The following is a 14,600-nucleotide window of genomic DNA, read 5'->3' as shown; positions in this document are numbered from 1 at the left end:
GGTTCTTAGTTATTTCAGGCACTTACATAGGTCGTTCAACGTCGGAATTCGACGGTCGCCCGCAAAGACCACGAAATCCCGGTGCCTGGGCACTGCAATTTCGGTGGAACGCTATTATCCATCGCCTCATGGCGGATGAACTGTCGGGCCGAGTCGAGGGCGTGAAGGACGCGCGGGACCTGGTGGAACTGGCGACCACCGAGGACTCGGTGGAGGAGCTGCTGCGTCGCGGGCTCGACTGGCTGACGCGCGTGGTGCGCTTCGACCTGGCGACCCTGTTCCTCCTGCGGGACGGCAAGCTCGTCTCCGTGGCCGCGCGCGGCCCGCTCGCCAACGCCAAGGTGCGCCACCACGCCCTGCCGCTCTCGGAGTTCCCCTCCCTGCGCCAGGCCCTGGAGACCCGCCGCGCCCGCGCCTTCACCGAGGAGGACCACTCCCACGGCGACGGAGACCCGTTCGACGGCGTCCTCGACCTGCCCCCGGGCCACGCCTGCATGGTCGTCCCCCTGTGTGCGGGCGAGCGCTCCTACGGCGTCCTCACGCTCGACCGCGCCGAGTGCGAGACCTACCCGCAGCCCGTGGTGGACCTGGTCGAGGTCTACGGTCAGATGCTTGCCACCGCCCTCCAGGCCGCCGAGCAGCGCGCCACCTTCGAGCGCCTCCACCGCCAGGACCACGAGCACGCCAAGCTGCTTGAGGCCCAGCTCGGCGGCGAGTCCGAGGGCATCCTGGAGACCTCCCTCAGCACCGTGATGCGCGACCTCGCCCGGCGCGCCCGGCAGGTGGCCGAGACGGACACCCCCGTCCTCATCACCGGCGAGACGGGCACCGGCAAGGAGCGCCTCGCGCGCGCCATCCACCGCTGGAGCTCCCGCGCGGACGAGCCCTTCGTCACCCTCAACTGCGCCGCCATCCCCGCGGGCCTGCTGGAGAGCGAGCTCTTCGGCCACGTGAAGGGCGCCTTCACCGGCGCCACCAAGGACCGCGCGGGCCGCTTCCAGATGGCCCACGGCGGCACGCTCCTGCTCGACGAGGTGGGCGAGCTGCCCGTCGAGCTCCAGGCCAAGCTCCTGCGCGCCCTCCAGGAGAAGGCCTTCGAGCCCGTGGGCAGCGACAAGACCGTGCGCGCGGACGTGCGCATCCTCGCCGCCACCCACGTGGACCTGCAGCGCGCCATCGCCGAGAAGCGCTTCCGCGAGGACCTCTACTACCGCCTGAGCGTCTTTCCCCTGCGCCTGCCGCCCTTGCGTGAGCGGCGCGAGGACCTGCCGCAGCTGTGCGCGTTCCTCCTCGAGGAGCAGGCCCGGCGCACCGGACGTCGCGGCATGCGCGTGTCCCCCGCGGGGCTCGCCCGGCTCGCGTCCTACGAGTGGCCCGGCAACCTGCGCGAGCTGGCCAACGCCCTGGAGCGCGCCACCATCCTCGCGACCGGCACGGAGCTGGGGCCCTCGTCCTTCGACATCACCTCGCACGCGGGCGCCACCAGCAGCGCGCCGCAGCTCGAGGCCTCCGCGGTCCCCGGTGGGGTGGACGCGACGATGAAGCCCGGCTCCGTGCTGACGCTGGCGGCGGTCCAGCGCGAGCACATCCTGCACGTGCTCTCCCTCACCCGGGGCCGCGTCTATGGAGCCGGTGGCGCCGCGGCGCTGCTCGGCCTCAAGCCCTCCACGCTCCAGAGCCGGATGAAGAAGCTCGGCATCGCCCGGCAGGAGCAGTTCGTGGTGGACGAGGTCTGACGGCTCAGCCGCCGCGCGGCTGCGTGGCCGGCAGCGGGTACATGGTGCCCGTCTTGCCGAACGGCGCGTCGAACAGGTGCGGGTCCGACTGGCGCGTGCGGAACAGGTCGATGATGTAGTCCATCCGCTGGTCCAGCTTGCTCCAGTCCTTGGCCGCGGTGCCCTTGAGGCTGTCGGGGCTGGAGTCCAGCTTGCCGAGCAGCGCGCGCAGCTCCGGGTTCTCGATGGAGCGCAGGTGCGGCGGGAAGAGCGTCGACTCCATGCCCGCGGGCGGCGGCAGATCGTTGCCCAGCTTCAGCGCGCCACCCGGCACCGCCAGCTTCATCATGTGCTCGGTGGCGAGCCGACGGAACACGGTCGCCGTCGCGTCCACCACGGGGCCGAGCGCCGCGTCCACCAGGCCCGTCTTCAGCGCGGCCTGGCCCGCGAGCCTCGCCGGGAAGGGCAGCCCGTTGATGCCCGACTCGATGCTCTGCTTGAGCACGTTGCGGAAGGTGTCGTGCACCGGCGAGTTGAGCGCCTTCTCCACGAAGCCCTGCAGCTGCGTCTGCTCGTGCAGGCCAATCTTGTCGTTGGCCAGCAGCATCAGCTCCGCCTTCTTGTTCGGGTCCTTCTCGAACATGGCCTTCGTGTAGTGCGCGAAGGCCTCCTTCAGCACCGGCTTGTCCTTCGCGAAGCCGTCCAGGTACTTCTGCGCCTTCGCCGCGTCGTACGACGTGTCGCCCTGGAAGGTCTCGATGAAGCGGGCGAACTCCTGGCCCACCTCGTTGAAGACGAACTGGTTGCCCTCGGCGATGGAGCCGCTGACGTTGTCGAGCGCCTCCTTGCCCGCCGCGGCGATGTCACCCAGCGGCAGCGCGGGCAGGCCCACCTTGCGCAGCACGTCGTCCACCTTCTTCAGCGGACCGGCCAAGTCCCCGGCCTTCTGCAGCGCGTCCGTGAGGAACCTGGGCATGTCCTCGTTGCGGATGCTCACGCCCGCCTGCTTCGAGGCCCAGGTCGCGAAGGTGGACCAGTTGGCGTTCTCCTTGCCCAGCATCTGCCCCAGCGCGTTGGACAGGTCCGAGTAGCCCTGGGTGATGGCGTAGTTGCGCGCCACCGGGTCCTGGATGGAGGAGATGGCCTTCACGTCCGCCACGCTGGGGTAGCTGCCCGGGGCCACCTGCGTGCCCTGGGGCGCGACGGGCGGGGTCAGCGCCACCACCGGCTTCTGGGGCGTGCCCACGTCGAAGCGGGACACGTCGCGGGAGTCACCTCGCGCCACCGGAGCCTGCGGCTTCACCTCGTTGCGAGGCGGGGGCGCTGCGGGGGTCTCGAGCGGACGGGGCTGGACGCGGGGGCCGGAGATGGGGGTCTTCATGATGTGGAGGAAGTATCGCTCCGAGGAGGGCGGAAGTTGCGCGGCTGTCAGGGCTGGTCCGGCCCCTGCGGAAGTCCTTGAAAGGACAGGGAATGTTGTGCATGTGAGCGGTTCGTCCCATGCCGCGCCACCGCCTCTGTTCCCTCTGGGCCCCCCTTCGTGGGCGCGTCCTGTCCTGCCTCGCCTGGGGATTGCTGGTGCTCGTGGGGCTCGGCTGTGGCCGCCAGGACGCTCCCGCCGACCGGAGCAACTGGACGGGGAAGACGCTGCGCATCGGCACGGACGCGACCTACCCGCCGTTCGAGTCCGTGAAGGACGGCGAGCTGGTGGGCTTCGACATCGAGCTGGGCGCGCTCGTCGCCGAGGAGCTCGGCGCGAAGGTGGCGTGGACGAACACGTCCTTTGACGGCGTGTTCCCCGCGCTGATGGCCGGCAAGTTCGACCTGGTGATTTCGGCGGTGACCATCACGCCCGAGCGCCAGCAGCGGCTGGGCTTCTCCACGCCGTACTACACGGCGGGCCAGCTGGTGGTGGTGCGCCAGGGCGACACGTCCGTCACCGGCATCGAGACGCTGCGAGGCAAGACGGCGGGCATCCAGATCAACACGAGCGCCTCGCTGGTGCTGGAGAAGTACCCGGACATCCAGGTGCGGCAGTATCCGAGCATCGACCTGGCGCTCCAGGACCTGCGCAACGGCAACCTCGCGGGCGTGGTGGGGGACGGGCCGACGCTGCGCTACTTCCTCGCCCACGGCTTCGAGGGCCTCCGCGCCGCGGGCGGGCTGCTCACCGAGGAGCACTACGGCATCGCGCTGCGGCCGGATGACACCGCGCTGCGCGAGGCGGTGGACGGCGCGCTCCAGCGGCTGCGCGACAACGGGAGGTTCGCCGCGCTGGAGGAGCGCTACTTCGGCGAGGCGGCGCAGAAGGCCCAGGGAGCGCGAGCGGAGGTGCCCTGGGGAAAGGTGGCGTGGCGGCTGGCGCGGGGGCTGGGGCTGACGCTGGGGCTCACGCTGCTGGCGCTCGTGTCCGGGCTGCCCCTGGGGCTGGCGGTGGCGCTGGGGCGGCGTGTGCGCTTCAAGCCGCTGTCGTGGCTGTGCGCGGCCTACGTCGAGGGGCTTCGTGGAACGCCGCTGCTGGTGCAAATCATCTTCATCTACTACGCGCTGCCGCAGCTGCTCGGCGTGGACCTGGCGCCGATGCTGGCGGCGGTGCTGGCGCTGACGCTCAACAGCGCGGCGTACGTCGCCGAAATCTTCCGGGCGGGCATCGCCTCGGTGGACCCGGGGCAGGAGGAGGCGGCGCGGGCGCTGGGCCTGAGCCGCGCGCAGGTCATGCGCCACGTCATCCTGCCGCAGGCGGTGCGCAACGTGCTGCCGCCGCTGACCAACGAGGGCATCGCCCTGCTCAAGGACTCCTCGCTGGTGTCCATCATCGGCATGGCGGAGCTGACGCGGGCGGGGCAGGAGCTGGCGAGCCAGCTGGCCGCGCCGCTCGCCGTCTGGCCGCTGGTGGCGCTGTTCTATCTCATGGCCACGCTGCCGCTGACGCGGCTGGCCTCGGCGCTGGAGAAGCGCCTCCACCGTCAGGCGTGAGGAAGGCCATGGCGCTCGTCGAGGTTCGCAATCTGCACAAGCGCTTCGGCGCGCTGGAGGTCCTCAAGGGCGTGGACCTCACGGTGCAGCCCGGAGAGGTGGTCGTCTTCGTCGGGCCCTCCGGCTGCGGCAAGTCCACGCTCCTGCGCTGCCTGTGCGGACTGGAGGTGCCGTCGGAGGGGGAGGTCGTGGTGGGCGGAACGCCCGTGCGCGATGACCCGCGCTCGCTGCAGGCGCTGCACCGCCGGGTGGGCATGGTGTTCCAGCGCTTCCACCTGTTTCCCCACCTGAGCGCGCTGGACAACGTGACGCTCGCGCCGCGCAGGGTGCTGGGGCTGTCGGACGCGGACGCCGAGGCGCTCGGCCGCCGCATGCTGGGGATGGTGCACCTGGACGCGCGCGCACAGGCGTACCCGGCGCAGCTCTCCGGCGGACAGCAGCAGCGGGTGGCAATCGCGCGGGCGCTGGCGATGAAGCCGGAGCTGATGCTCTTCGACGAGCCGACGAGCGCGCTGGACCCGGAGCTGGTGGGCGAGGTGCTGGAGGTCATGCGCACGCTCGCGCGAGAGGGGATGACGATGTGCGTGGTGACGCACGAGATGGGCTTCGCGGCGGACGTCGCCCACCGCGTGCTGTTCATGGACGCGGGCAAGGTGGTGGAGGAGGGCAGCCCCCAGCAGGTGCTGCGCGAGCCCCAGCACCCGCGCACCCGCGAGTTCCTCGCGCGCCTGCTTCAGCGGTGAGTCAGGCGGGAGCGCCACCGCCACCCGACGAGGCCCAGCAGGAGCACCCCGGCGAGCGCAGCGACTCCCAGCAGGAGGAGGGAGGGCAGGGGGCCCTCGCGCGGCGGCGTCACCGTGAGCGACGCGTCCCCCAGCACCACGAGCCCCGCCCAGGCCGCCGCGGGCAGGCCGTCGTCGATGGCGTCGAGCTGCGCGCGCCTCAGGGCCGCGGAGCTGCTAAGGCCCTGAGCCAGGTATTGGTAGAAGCGCGCCACCAGGTCCGCGGCCTCGTCGTCGCGCAGGGGCCACAGGCTGGCCACCACCGCGCGCGAGCCCGCCTCGAAGAAGGCGCGTGACAGGCTGAGCACGCCTTCGCCCGGCAGCACCGCGCCAGAGGCGCTGCGACATGCCGACAGCACCACCAGCGCGCCCTGGAGGCCCAGCTCCGCGATTTCACGCGGCTGGAGGATGCCGTCCTCCTGCTCGCTGCCCGGGGCGAGCACCAGCGCCGAGCGCTCGGGGGCCTCGGCGTCGACGACGGCGTGCGCCGCCACGTGCAGCACCCTCACCCGTTCCAATTCCGCGCGCTTGAGCGCGCGCTCGGAGGCCGCGGTGCCCGTGCGCAGGTCCGGGGTCACCTGCGTGCCTTGCAGGGCCTCCACCACCGCGCGGCCCTCGCGCCGGGCCTCGGGCAGCGCTCCGACGCGCGCGGCCTCGGCGAACACCGTCATGCGCTCCCTGGCGACCACGCGCGCGTCCGACACGCGCACGCTGCGGTCCGGGTCCGCGAGCACCAGGGCCTGGCCTCCCGGGGGGCGCACGGCGGCCTGGCGCCAGTGACGCCACAGGCTCGCGGAGGGCACCAGGGACAGCTCGTAGCGCGAGACGAGCGGTGGCCCGTCCGCGCCTTGTCTCAGCGTGGCGAAGGGCAGGTCATGCAGCGGACCGTCCGGCACCACCATCAGGCGACGCACCCCGGCGGGCAGCTGCGCGAGCGCGGGGCCGAGCAGCTGGGTGTACAGGGCCGCCGCCGCGCCCGCCTCGGAGCCGTCGCGCCGCTCCAGCAGTCCCGAGAACAGCGCGATGGCCGGCGTCAGGAGCGCCCGCTCCGGGATGCGGTGCGCGCGCGTCCCGCTCCTCGTCACCGCCAGCACCCACGCGCCGCCCGCGAAGCCGCCGCGCGTGTCCGTGTCGTCGCCCACCAGGAACGCCAGCAGGGCCTCGTCCTCGCCGAGCCCCTGCTCGATGCTCTCCAGTGAAGCGAACTCCCGGGCGCCCTGGCGCGGCGCGGGACGCAAATCCCGCTCGATGCGCTCCAGCTCCTGGAGCTCGCGCAGCGCCGCCTCCCGCTGCTCCGCGGTGCGCGTCGGCTCCAGCAGCTTGCGCTGCACCGCCGTCAGCCGCCCGCGCACCTCGTCGCGCTGGGCCTTGTGCTTCGGGGTCTCCTCCACGGCCGCGAGCGCGTGTGAGGCCACGAGCGCGTCCAGCAGGCTGCGGGCCCGCATGCGCTCGCTCAGGGCGAAGGCCCGGCTCAGGGCCTCGCGCGGGTTGATCAGCACGCTCTTCCCCGTGGCGCCGCCCGCCTCCAGCGTCCACCCCGCGAGCCGGTGGTAGTCGCTCGCCCAGCTGGCGAACAGCTCCGCCTGGATGAGGGCGTCGCTCTGCGAGGCCCGCAGGGACTCCACCGCGTCGAGGGCGCGCTCGGCGTGCTCCAGCGCCATGGGGAGCGCCTGCGTCAGGTACGCCACCTGCGCGCGCCCCCGCAGGGCCAGGGCGAGAATCAGCGGGTCCGGGACACCGAGCGCCAGCTGGATGGACTCCTCCGAGTCCTGGATGGCGCCGACCGGGTCGTCGTGGGCCCTGCGCTCCGCGCGAGTCCACAGGCACGAAATCTTCCGCTCGTCCGAGGCCAGCTCCTCCGCGATGCGCATGCACTGCCGCAGCAGCGCCTCCGCCTCGCGCTGCTCCTCCGGGCTGTCGCCGAGCAGGTCGGCGATGAGCCGCAGCGCCTTCGCCTCCAGCTGCTGGACACCCGCGTTGCGCGCGGCGACCAGCGCCTCCCGGGCCATGCGCAGCGCCTGGGCGCGCGTCTCGGGCGCCCTGTCGCGCAGGTGCCGGCGCGTCATGAGGTTGGCGAGGGAGTGCCGCGCGCGCGCCTCCGAGAAGAGGTCGCGTGAGCCGCGCGCCACCTCCGCCAGCCGCACCGAGGCCTCGGTGGCCTCCTCCAGCCACCCCAGCCGCTCGCTGATGGAGTGGAGCAGCGTCAGGTACTGCTTCTGCAAGCCTGGAGCGCCGTCGGGGAAGGTGAGCGGCTCGGCGCGCTTGAGCACGCGGACGGCGCGGCCCAGGTCATGCTCCACGTCGTGCAGGTGGCTGGCCTCGACGATGAGCGCGCGGGCGAGCAGGTCGGGCTTGCCCGAGGCGCGCGCCACCTCTCCCACGCGGTGCGTCCAGGACAGGGCCTCCTCCGTGCGCCGCTGCTTGAGCAGGATGGAGCGCAGGTTGATGGACGCCAGCACCTCGCCCTCCGCGTCCTGTCGCTCGTGGAAGAGGTCCGCCGCGCGCAGATAGGCCGCCTCGGCGGCCTTGCGGTCCGACAGGAACTCCACGTGGCCGAGCACCAGGGCGAGCCACCCGTTCGACGGGTGCTTCTCCCCCAGCGAGATCAACGCCCGTCGGACGGTGTCCCGCGCCTGGGGGACCTGCGCGCATTCGTAGAAGCACATCACCGCCGCCTGCTCATCGGGACGGGCCGCGAAGCGCTCCTGGCAGTCGACGAGGGTGGGCGCGGGGGCCCGCCCATCCTCCGCGGCGGACGCGACGGCCGGACACACGACGAGCAGCATCCCCACCACGAGGGTGAGGAGGTGCTCGGTGCCGCGCCGGAGCCGTCGCGTCGGACTCATCTCATCCCTACGGGGCCGCGCGGACCTGGGTGGGGGGCGGGTCATCGGGAACGCAGACGCGAACCGTGGTGGGGCCGTCGGGGCGGTCCGGCTCCGGCATGATGGGGACCAGCTCCCAGTGGCAGGTCTGCGGGTAGCTCCACCCCGTCGGGGAGCGTGGGTCCCAGCGCTCCACGGTGAGGACGGGCACGGAGAGCTGCGGCCCGGTGGTGGGCGCGAAGGCGCGTCCATACACGGGGCCACTCACCGAGGGCCGATAGAACAGCCGCATCGGCGCGTCCGGCCCCACCGTCCCCTGCGTCTGCGCGAGCACCGCGCCCGTGCTCGCATCGACGACCTGGAGCACCACGGACTGGGTCGCCCCGGTGCGCACCGCGTTCTCCACCACGGAGAACACCACCGTGTCGCCGCTCTCGCCGGCGATGGAGGGGGTCCTCCCGCTCGTGTACGTCGTCGCCTGTCCCCAGGCCTGCGCGGAGAGGCCCAGCGCCAGCGTCAGCAGTCCCCCGCGAATCCATCCTCGCATCGTCATCGCATGCTTCGTCTTCATGAGGCGTCCCCCTTCGTGATTCCCCACCATGATTTCACTCCACGCGGTTGACGAAGGTGGCGCTCCTGAGCACCTGACCCTCCGGCAGCCGCGCCTCCACCTGCCACAGCAGCTTCGTGCCCGACTTCAGCGGCGCGAGCACCGACTCCGGCACGCGGTACTCGCTCTGCTCCAGCGAGTCCGCGCGGTGCACCCAGCCCAGGTCCTCGGTGGACAGCCGCACCGACCAGCGCGTCCCCTCGACCCCACCGCTCCAACGCAGGACACAGTCATTCCTTCGCAGCGGCGCGTCCTCGGGCACGCGCGAGACCAGCCCCGCGGTGTCCCTGCCCCGCAGGTTCGGCGCGTCGGCGTCCTCCGGGAGCCTGACGGCCACCACCACCAGCACCAGCGCCGCGGTGGCCACCGCGCCCCACATGGGCCGGCTCCACGCGAAGCGGAACCGCCGCTCGTCGCGCGCCCTGCCACGGCTCCTCCGGGCCCGAAAGCCCTGGCCGTCGTCGCGCTCGTCGGAGGTGGACCGGCGGGAGGCGCGGTTCAGCTCGTGCGCCAGCCGCCACGCCGCGGCCCAGGCGGGGTCGGCCGCCACGCGCTCCACCACGGCCCGGCGCTCCTCGGCCGGCAGCTCTCCACTCACCGCGCGCCAGATGAGGTCCGGGTCCACCGGCGAGCTTGCGTCCTCGGGGGCGTCCTCGCCGCGCACCACGGCGCGCAGGCGCTCGACGGTGGCCTCCTCGGGAACCACGGTGTCGTCGCGTCGGTGCTCGCTCACGGCTCGAATCCCTTCGCGGAGAGGCAGGCGCGCAGGCCGCCCAGTCCGCGGTAGACGAGGTTCTCGGTACGCTTCCCATCCCAACCCAACAGCTCCGCGGCCTCCGGGACGGTGTGGCCCTGCAGGTACAGCGTCACCGCCAGCCGTCGGTCCTGGACCAGTCGCTTGAGGCAGTCGCGCACCGCGCGGGCAATCTGCGAGGAGCCCGCGGAGCGCTCCGGGTCACCCGAGGCCACCGGCGACTCGGGCAGTGACTCCACCTCCTCCAGCGCCACCTCCTTGCGCCGCTGCACTCCGCGCAGTTCGTCCACCAGCGCGGTGTACGCGACGCGGTACAGGTACGCGGGGGCCAGCTTGGAGCGCTCGGGCTCGCGCCGCTGCAGCTCCATGACACGCATCATCGCCGTCTGCACCAGGTCGTCGCGCCGCTCGGCCAGGCGGGGAGGGCAGACCCGCGCGACGGCGTGGGTCAAATCCCTTCGGAGCTTCTCCAGCTCGTCATCGAGCAGGGCGCCCGCGGCCTGGGTCGGTCTCGGTCGTGGCTCCACGTGGACCATCCTCCGGGGAAAGCTCATGGTCATCGAAAGGCTCCTCCCGCGGCAAGCGTGACGGAGACTCGCGCACGGCGGTGCTCGCGGCGCCGCGCCACGGGGTGCCGGCGGCAGCGCGTGCGGGCGTCACCGCGGGGATGGGGGCTGTCCGAGCGGCGGAGGCGAAGGGCGACGTCCTGATGCGATGACACGGGGAGCCTCTCGGAAGGGGCACCCGGTCGTCGTCATGACGGGCCGGGATGCGCACCTGTCCCCTGAACGAAACCCCCGCTTTTTTCCCCTCACCCGGGTGCTCGCTTTTCTGAACGGGCGCAGCGGAACCTTCCAGGGGCGCGCGCGGTTGCAACTTTTTCCGTTCCTGCGGGAACGAGGGGTGTGGAAGGGTGTGGAGACAGGACGGATGGAGGCAGGTCGCCAGGCCGCTTCCCTGGCGGGCGCGGCGAGCGAGTGAACGTCCTTCCTTTCGGAGGTGTTGGCTGAGTCTTGCTCCCAGGGAGGTCGTCCTTGAGAAGGTTTCAGGAACGTTTGCCACTCGAGGCGCTGACATTCGATGACGCGCTGGTGTTGTTGGAAGTGGTGCAGGAGCTGTCCCATCTGAGGGAGCTGGAGGACGTGATGGCGCTGGTGCGCCGCGCGGCCCGACAGCTCAGTGGCGCGGACGGCGTCACGTTCGTGCTGCGCGAAGGGGACATGGTCCACTACGCGGACGAGGAGGCCATCGCGCCCTTGTGGAAGGGACGGCGCTTCCCCATCCACGCGTGCATCTCCGGCTGGGCCATCCTCCATGGCGAGGCGGCGGTCATCGAGGACATCTCCGCGGACGAGCGCATCCCGCACGACGTCTACCGCTCCACCTTCGTGAAGAGCCTGGTCATGGTGCCCGTGCGCCGCGCGGACCCGGTGGGCGCCATCGGCGCGTACTGGGCGGAGCGGCGCATGCCGGGCGCGCGCGAGGTGGCGCTGCTCCAGGCGCTCGCGGACTCCGCCGCCGTCGCGGTGGACAACGGGCGGCTGTACGACGCGGAGCGGCGCGCGCGCAAGGCGGCGGAGTCGGAGACGCGCCTGCGCGGTGAGCTCCTGGCGATGGTGTCCCACGACTTGCGCAACCCGCTGGGCGTCATCACGATGACGACGTCATTGCTCGCGCCGCTCCTGGCCCCGCTCAACGGGCGCGCGCGCCATCACCTGGACACGCTCAACCGCTCCGCGCTGCGCATGGAGCGGCTCATCCATGACCTGCTGGACTTCGCGGCCATCGAGGGCGGCGGCTTCCGCGTGAGCCAGGAGTCGATGGCGCTGTCGCGGCTGATGGAGCAGGCCTCGGAGCTGGGGCCCCTGGCGCAGGAGCGGGGCATCGGCCTGGAGCTGCGCCACCACACCCATGACGTCGACGTGTGGTGTGATCCGGACCGCATCCACCAGGTGTTCTCCAACCTGGTGGGCAACGCCGTGCGCTTCACGCCCGCGGGCGGACGAATCACGGTGATGGCGCAGGTGCGCGAGAACGTCGTCGAGGTGAGCGTGGAGGACACCGGCGCGGGCATCTCCCCGGAGCTGCTGCCCGTCCTGTTCGACCGGTTCCAGCGCCCCACGACGCGCGCGCCGGGCAGCGGCGTGGGCCTGGGGCTCTCCATCACCCGGGGCATCGTGGAGGCCCACGGCGGCACGGTCAGCGTGCGCAGTCAGCTGGGGCTGGGGACGACGTTCACCTTCTCGCTCCCCACGGGCGCGCCGGGTCAGTCCGGGCCGCGCTCGTAGCGCTCGTCGCTCACGCCGTGGAAGCCCAGGGCCTGCGCCAGCCGGATGGCGGCGCGGTTCTGGGGCCGGGTGAGCGCGAAGAGCCGCCGCAGGCCGAGCGTGGTGAAGCCGAAGGTGATGAGCGCCCGTGAGGCCTCGTGCGCGTAGCCGTGGCCCCAGAACGCCGGGTCCAGCTCGCAGCCGTACTCCGCGACGGTGTCCCCGGCGGACGCCTTGCGCACGCCGCAGGTGCCGATGACGCGGCCCTCCAGGGCGATGGCGAGCTGGTACTTCGCGCGGGGGACCTCGTGGGCCCACCGGGTCAGCAGCTCCACGAAGGCGCGCACGTCGTCCGCGGTGGGCGGCGGGTGGCCGTAGTGCTCCAGGTAGGCGGGCTTGGATTGATACGCGAGGACGCTCGGGGTGTCCTCGCGCCGGAAGTCCCGGAGGACGAGCCGCTCGGTGCGCAGCTCCATGTCAGCTCTCCGCGTGGAAGCGCCGCGCGTGCTCGCGCCAGGCCTCGCGGGCCTCGCGCGGGCTCACCGCCTGGAACTCGACGGACGTGCCCGCGCGCCGGGCTCCCAGCCGTCCCCAGTCCGCGCGGATGACGGTGGCGATGACGGGATAGCCGCCCGTGGTGGGGTGGTCCGGTCCGAGGATGATGGGCTCGCCCGACAGCGTCACCTGGATGGCGCCGCGCACCATGGGGCGTGAGGTCCTCGCGCCCTCGTCGCCGTGCGCGAGCGCGGGCCCCTGCAGCCGCATGCCCACGCGGTCGCTCGCGCTGGACACCGTGAAGGTGCCGCCCAGCAGCGAGGCCGCCATCAGCGAGTCGAAGTGGCGCGTGTCGGGGCCCAGCGTCAGGCGGATGGGGCCCGACGCCTCCCATGGTCCCTCCACGGGCATCGCGAGCGAGAGCGCGTCCGCGACAGGCAGCGAATCTCCCGGGCGCAGCACCCGCCCCTCGTGTCCTCCCAGCCGCGCCACCAGCAGGGTGCCCCGGCCTCCGAGCACCACCGGCACGTCCACGCCGCCGGCCACCGCGACGTAGCTGACGCTGGCGCGCTCGGAGGCGGGGACGCGGAGGACCTCGCCTTCATCGAGCGCGTGGGGCTCATGGCCATCCACCGAGACGCGCAGGGGCGCGCCACGCGCGCGCAGCTCCAGCGCGCCCAGGCACTCCAGCGCGGCGGCGTCCCAGCGGTTGCCCACCGCGCGGTTGGCGCGCGCCAGCAGCTCCGGCACCACCGCTCCGCCGGGAGGGACGCCATGGTGCATCTGTCCGGGCCTGCCGCCGTCCTGCACGGTGGCGGGGGCCCGCATCGCCGTGATGTCCAACCAGCCCGCCATCAGTCCACCCGCTCGAAGCGCACCCTGTCACCGAGCTGCAGTACCGCGCCCCGGTCCGGGTGGAAGGCCGTGAAGTCCAGCGCCGTGCCAATCAGGTTCCAGCCGCCGGGGGACGCGAACGGGTACACGCCCGTGCGGCCTCCGGCGATGCCCACCGCGAGCGCCGGCACGCGCGTGCGCGGCGTGGGCAGTCGGGGCACGACGATTCTCGGGTCCAGCTCGCCCAGGTACGCGAAGCCGGGCAGGAAGCCCACGCAGCGCACCGTGTACTCACGCGCGGTGTGCAGCCGGGCCACGTCGTCGACGCAGAGTCCCGTCCGCTCGGAGACCTTCTCCAGGTCGGGGCCGTCGTAGCGCACGCGCAGCGTGACGAGCGCGGCGGCTTGCGTGGCCACGGGCCCCCTCAGCAGCCGGGCGAGGGCCAGTCGAGGCTCCGCGGGCGGCCTGTCGGGGTCGAAGTACACGCACGCGTGCTCCTCGGTGACGACGGCGTCCACCACGCCCTCGAGCGCATGCAGCACGTCGCGCGCGGCGCGTCGCTCGATTCCGGCGGGGAGCACGAGGCGCAGCGCGCCGTCGCCGAGGGGCTCCAGGGGCAGGGCGAGGGCCTCCAGCGTCGTGCGCACCTCTCGGGCCAGCTCCACCGCGCCGGGCGTGTCGCCGTGGACGCAGACGGTGTCGACGCCTCCACCCGTCACCAGCCGCACGGTGTTCTCGCGGACCCTGGCCAGGTCGGTGAGCACGGCGCCGGGCTGGCCGCGCGGAATCAGGGAGCCGTCCGGGAGGGTGCCTCGGTCGGCGAAGCCCTCGCGCGCGAGGCACAGGCCCGCGTCGGTCGCCGCGTCGGCGAGCGCGCCCGTGGGCGGGCCGATGAGGGTGACGCCGGTGCCCAGCGCTTCGACGATGCCCTCCACCACGGCGCGGGCGAGCGCGGGTGAGGCATTGGCCGCGTGGTAGAGCGCGCCGTGGGGCTTGGCATGGCTGACGGGGAGGCGCTCCTCGCGGGCCAGGCGGGCCAGGCGGGCGCACTGGTGGGCGACTTGTCGACGGAGCGCCTCGGGGGGCACGTCGAGCGCGCGGCGTCCGAAGCCTTCCCGGTCCTCGTAGGACGGATGCGCGCCGGCGCGGGTGCCATGCCGTGCGCACAGGGCGAGCGCGCGGCGCATGGACGCATCGTCGCCCGCGTGGGCGCCGCAGGCGATGTTGGCCACGTGGGCGAGCGCGTAGAGCCGCTCATCCTCGTCGGGCAGCTCACCCAGGTCGATGTTGAGGAGGCACTCCGTCATGCGTCCACGCTATGCGAGCCGCGTCCCGGACGCAG

General features: G+C 72.8%; 12 protein-coding genes. 4 read left to right on the top strand and 8 right to left on the bottom strand.

All coding sequences use genetic code 11. The features are described from left to right. Nucleotides 1-128 precede the first annotated feature (128 nt). Nucleotides 129-1,736: a sigma 54-interacting transcriptional regulator gene (locus tag VZQ01_RS10605; RefSeq protein WP_223747876.1), complete on the top strand. Its 1,608-nt coding sequence runs from the start codon at nucleotides 129-131 to the stop codon at nucleotides 1,734-1,736. Nucleotides 1,737-1,740: 4 nt separating this feature from the next. Here the strand turns inward: VZQ01_RS10605 and VZQ01_RS10600 are convergent, their stop codons facing one another. Then, on the bottom strand, nucleotides 1,741-3,096 hold the full coding sequence (locus VZQ01_RS10600) for a hypothetical protein (protein WP_426747755.1): 1,356 nt from the start codon (nucleotides 3,094-3,096) through the stop codon (nucleotides 1,741-1,743). Nucleotides 3,097-3,215: 119 nt separating this feature from the next. Between VZQ01_RS10600 and VZQ01_RS10595 the strand changes: the two genes are divergently transcribed. Beyond that, the gene (locus tag VZQ01_RS10595; RefSeq protein ID WP_426747754.1) at nucleotides 3,216-4,691 is read left to right on the top strand and encodes an ABC transporter permease subunit; all 1,476 of its coding nucleotides are present in this window, start codon (nucleotides 3,216-3,218) and stop codon (nucleotides 4,689-4,691) included. 8 nt (nucleotides 4,692-4,699) lie between these two features. After that, complete coding sequence (locus tag VZQ01_RS10590; protein WP_223784523.1) at nucleotides 4,700-5,434, top strand: amino acid ABC transporter ATP-binding protein; 735 nt, start codon at nucleotides 4,700-4,702, stop codon at nucleotides 5,432-5,434. On the opposite strand, the gene VZQ01_RS10585 is transcribed toward VZQ01_RS10590, so the two are convergent. The 4 genes from VZQ01_RS10585 to VZQ01_RS10570 all read right to left on the bottom strand — a co-directional run bounded on the left by VZQ01_RS10585 (nucleotide 5,425) and on the right by VZQ01_RS10570 (nucleotide 10,198). Further along, nucleotides 5,425-8,259, bottom strand: coding sequence for a CHAT domain-containing protein (locus VZQ01_RS10585; protein WP_426747753.1), 2,835 nt, complete (start codon nucleotides 8,257-8,259; stop codon nucleotides 5,425-5,427). The two genes, VZQ01_RS10590 and VZQ01_RS10585, sit on opposite strands and share 10 nt — an antisense overlap. A 67-nt stretch (nucleotides 8,260-8,326) precedes the next feature. Next, nucleotides 8,327-8,869: a hypothetical protein gene (locus VZQ01_RS10580; RefSeq protein WP_223747881.1), complete on the bottom strand. Its 543-nt coding sequence runs from the start codon at nucleotides 8,867-8,869 to the stop codon at nucleotides 8,327-8,329. Nucleotides 8,870-8,903: 34 nt separating this feature from the next. Continuing rightward, nucleotides 8,904-9,641, bottom strand: a complete 738-nt coding sequence (locus VZQ01_RS10575; protein WP_223747882.1) for a hypothetical protein — start codon at nucleotides 9,639-9,641, stop codon at nucleotides 8,904-8,906. Next, nucleotides 9,638-10,198: an RNA polymerase sigma factor gene (locus VZQ01_RS10570; RefSeq protein ID WP_223748026.1), complete on the bottom strand. Its 561-nt coding sequence runs from the start codon at nucleotides 10,196-10,198 to the stop codon at nucleotides 9,638-9,640. Before VZQ01_RS10570 ends, VZQ01_RS10575 begins: the two co-directional genes overlap by 4 nt. 498 nt (nucleotides 10,199-10,696) lie before the next feature. Here VZQ01_RS10570 and VZQ01_RS10565 point away from each other — a divergent pair, with 498 nt between their 5' ends. Beyond that, nucleotides 10,697-11,950: a sensor histidine kinase gene (locus tag VZQ01_RS10565; RefSeq protein ID WP_408891453.1), complete on the top strand. Its 1,254-nt coding sequence runs from the start codon at nucleotides 10,697-10,699 to the stop codon at nucleotides 11,948-11,950. On the opposite strand, the gene VZQ01_RS10560 is transcribed toward VZQ01_RS10565, so the two are convergent. The 3 genes from VZQ01_RS10560 to VZQ01_RS10550 are packed head-to-tail and all read right to left on the bottom strand — an operon-like array spanning nucleotide 11,929 to nucleotide 14,565. Then, a complete protein-coding gene (locus VZQ01_RS10560) occupies nucleotides 11,929-12,405 on the bottom strand; it encodes a GNAT family N-acetyltransferase (protein WP_426747752.1) in 477 nt (158 codons plus the stop codon). The genes VZQ01_RS10565 and VZQ01_RS10560 overlap by 22 nt on opposite strands. A gap of 1 nt (nucleotide 12,406) precedes the next feature. Next, on the bottom strand, nucleotides 12,407-13,279 hold the full coding sequence (locus tag VZQ01_RS10555) for a 5-oxoprolinase subunit C family protein (RefSeq protein WP_223784527.1): 873 nt from the start codon (nucleotides 13,277-13,279) through the stop codon (nucleotides 12,407-12,409). Beyond that, the gene (locus tag VZQ01_RS10550; RefSeq protein ID WP_426747751.1) at nucleotides 13,279-14,565 is read right to left on the bottom strand and encodes a LamB/YcsF family protein; all 1,287 of its coding nucleotides are present in this window, start codon (nucleotides 14,563-14,565) and stop codon (nucleotides 13,279-13,281) included. The genes VZQ01_RS10555 and VZQ01_RS10550 overlap by 1 nt, the downstream gene beginning before the upstream one ends. Nucleotides 14,566-14,600 lie beyond the last annotated feature (35 nt).

The sequence above is a fragment of the Myxococcus faecalis genome, assembly GCF_050039385.1.
GTDB lineage: Bacteria > Myxococcota > Myxococcia > Myxococcales > Myxococcaceae > Myxococcus > Myxococcus fulvus.
The sequence above is the reverse complement of the archived record's forward strand: the minus strand, read 5'-3'. Positions and strand labels throughout refer to the sequence as shown.

Bases quoted from the DNA above. Each gene is read 5' to 3' on its own strand.
- VZQ01_RS10605 (WP_223747876.1), top strand. From the start codon at position 129: ATGGCGGATGAACTGTCGGGCCGAGTCGAGGGCGTGAAGGACGCGCGG.
- VZQ01_RS10600 (WP_426747755.1), bottom strand. From the start codon at position 3,096: ATGAAGACCCCCATCTCCGGCCCCCGCGTCCAGCCCCGTCCGCTCGAG.
- VZQ01_RS10595 (WP_426747754.1), top strand. From the start codon at position 3,216: ATGCCGCGCCACCGCCTCTGTTCCCTCTGGGCCCCCCTTCGTGGGCGC.
- VZQ01_RS10590 (WP_223784523.1), top strand. From the start codon at position 4,700: ATGGCGCTCGTCGAGGTTCGCAATCTGCACAAGCGCTTCGGCGCGCTG.
- VZQ01_RS10585 (WP_426747753.1), bottom strand. From the start codon at position 8,259: ATGCTGCTCGTCGTGTGTCCGGCCGTCGCGTCCGCCGCGGAGGATGGG.
- VZQ01_RS10580 (WP_223747881.1), bottom strand. From the start codon at position 8,869: ATGAAGACGAAGCATGCGATGACGATGCGAGGATGGATTCGCGGGGGA.
- VZQ01_RS10570 (WP_223748026.1), bottom strand. From the start codon at position 10,198: ATGGTCCACGTGGAGCCACGACCGAGACCGACCCAGGCCGCGGGCGCC.
- VZQ01_RS10560 (WP_426747752.1), bottom strand. From the start codon at position 12,405: ATGGAGCTGCGCACCGAGCGGCTCGTCCTCCGGGACTTCCGGCGCGAG.
- VZQ01_RS10555 (WP_223784527.1), bottom strand. From the start codon at position 13,279: ATGGCGGGCTGGTTGGACATCACGGCGATGCGGGCCCCCGCCACCGTG.
- VZQ01_RS10550 (WP_426747751.1), bottom strand. From the start codon at position 14,565: ATGACGGAGTGCCTCCTCAACATCGACCTGGGTGAGCTGCCCGACGAG.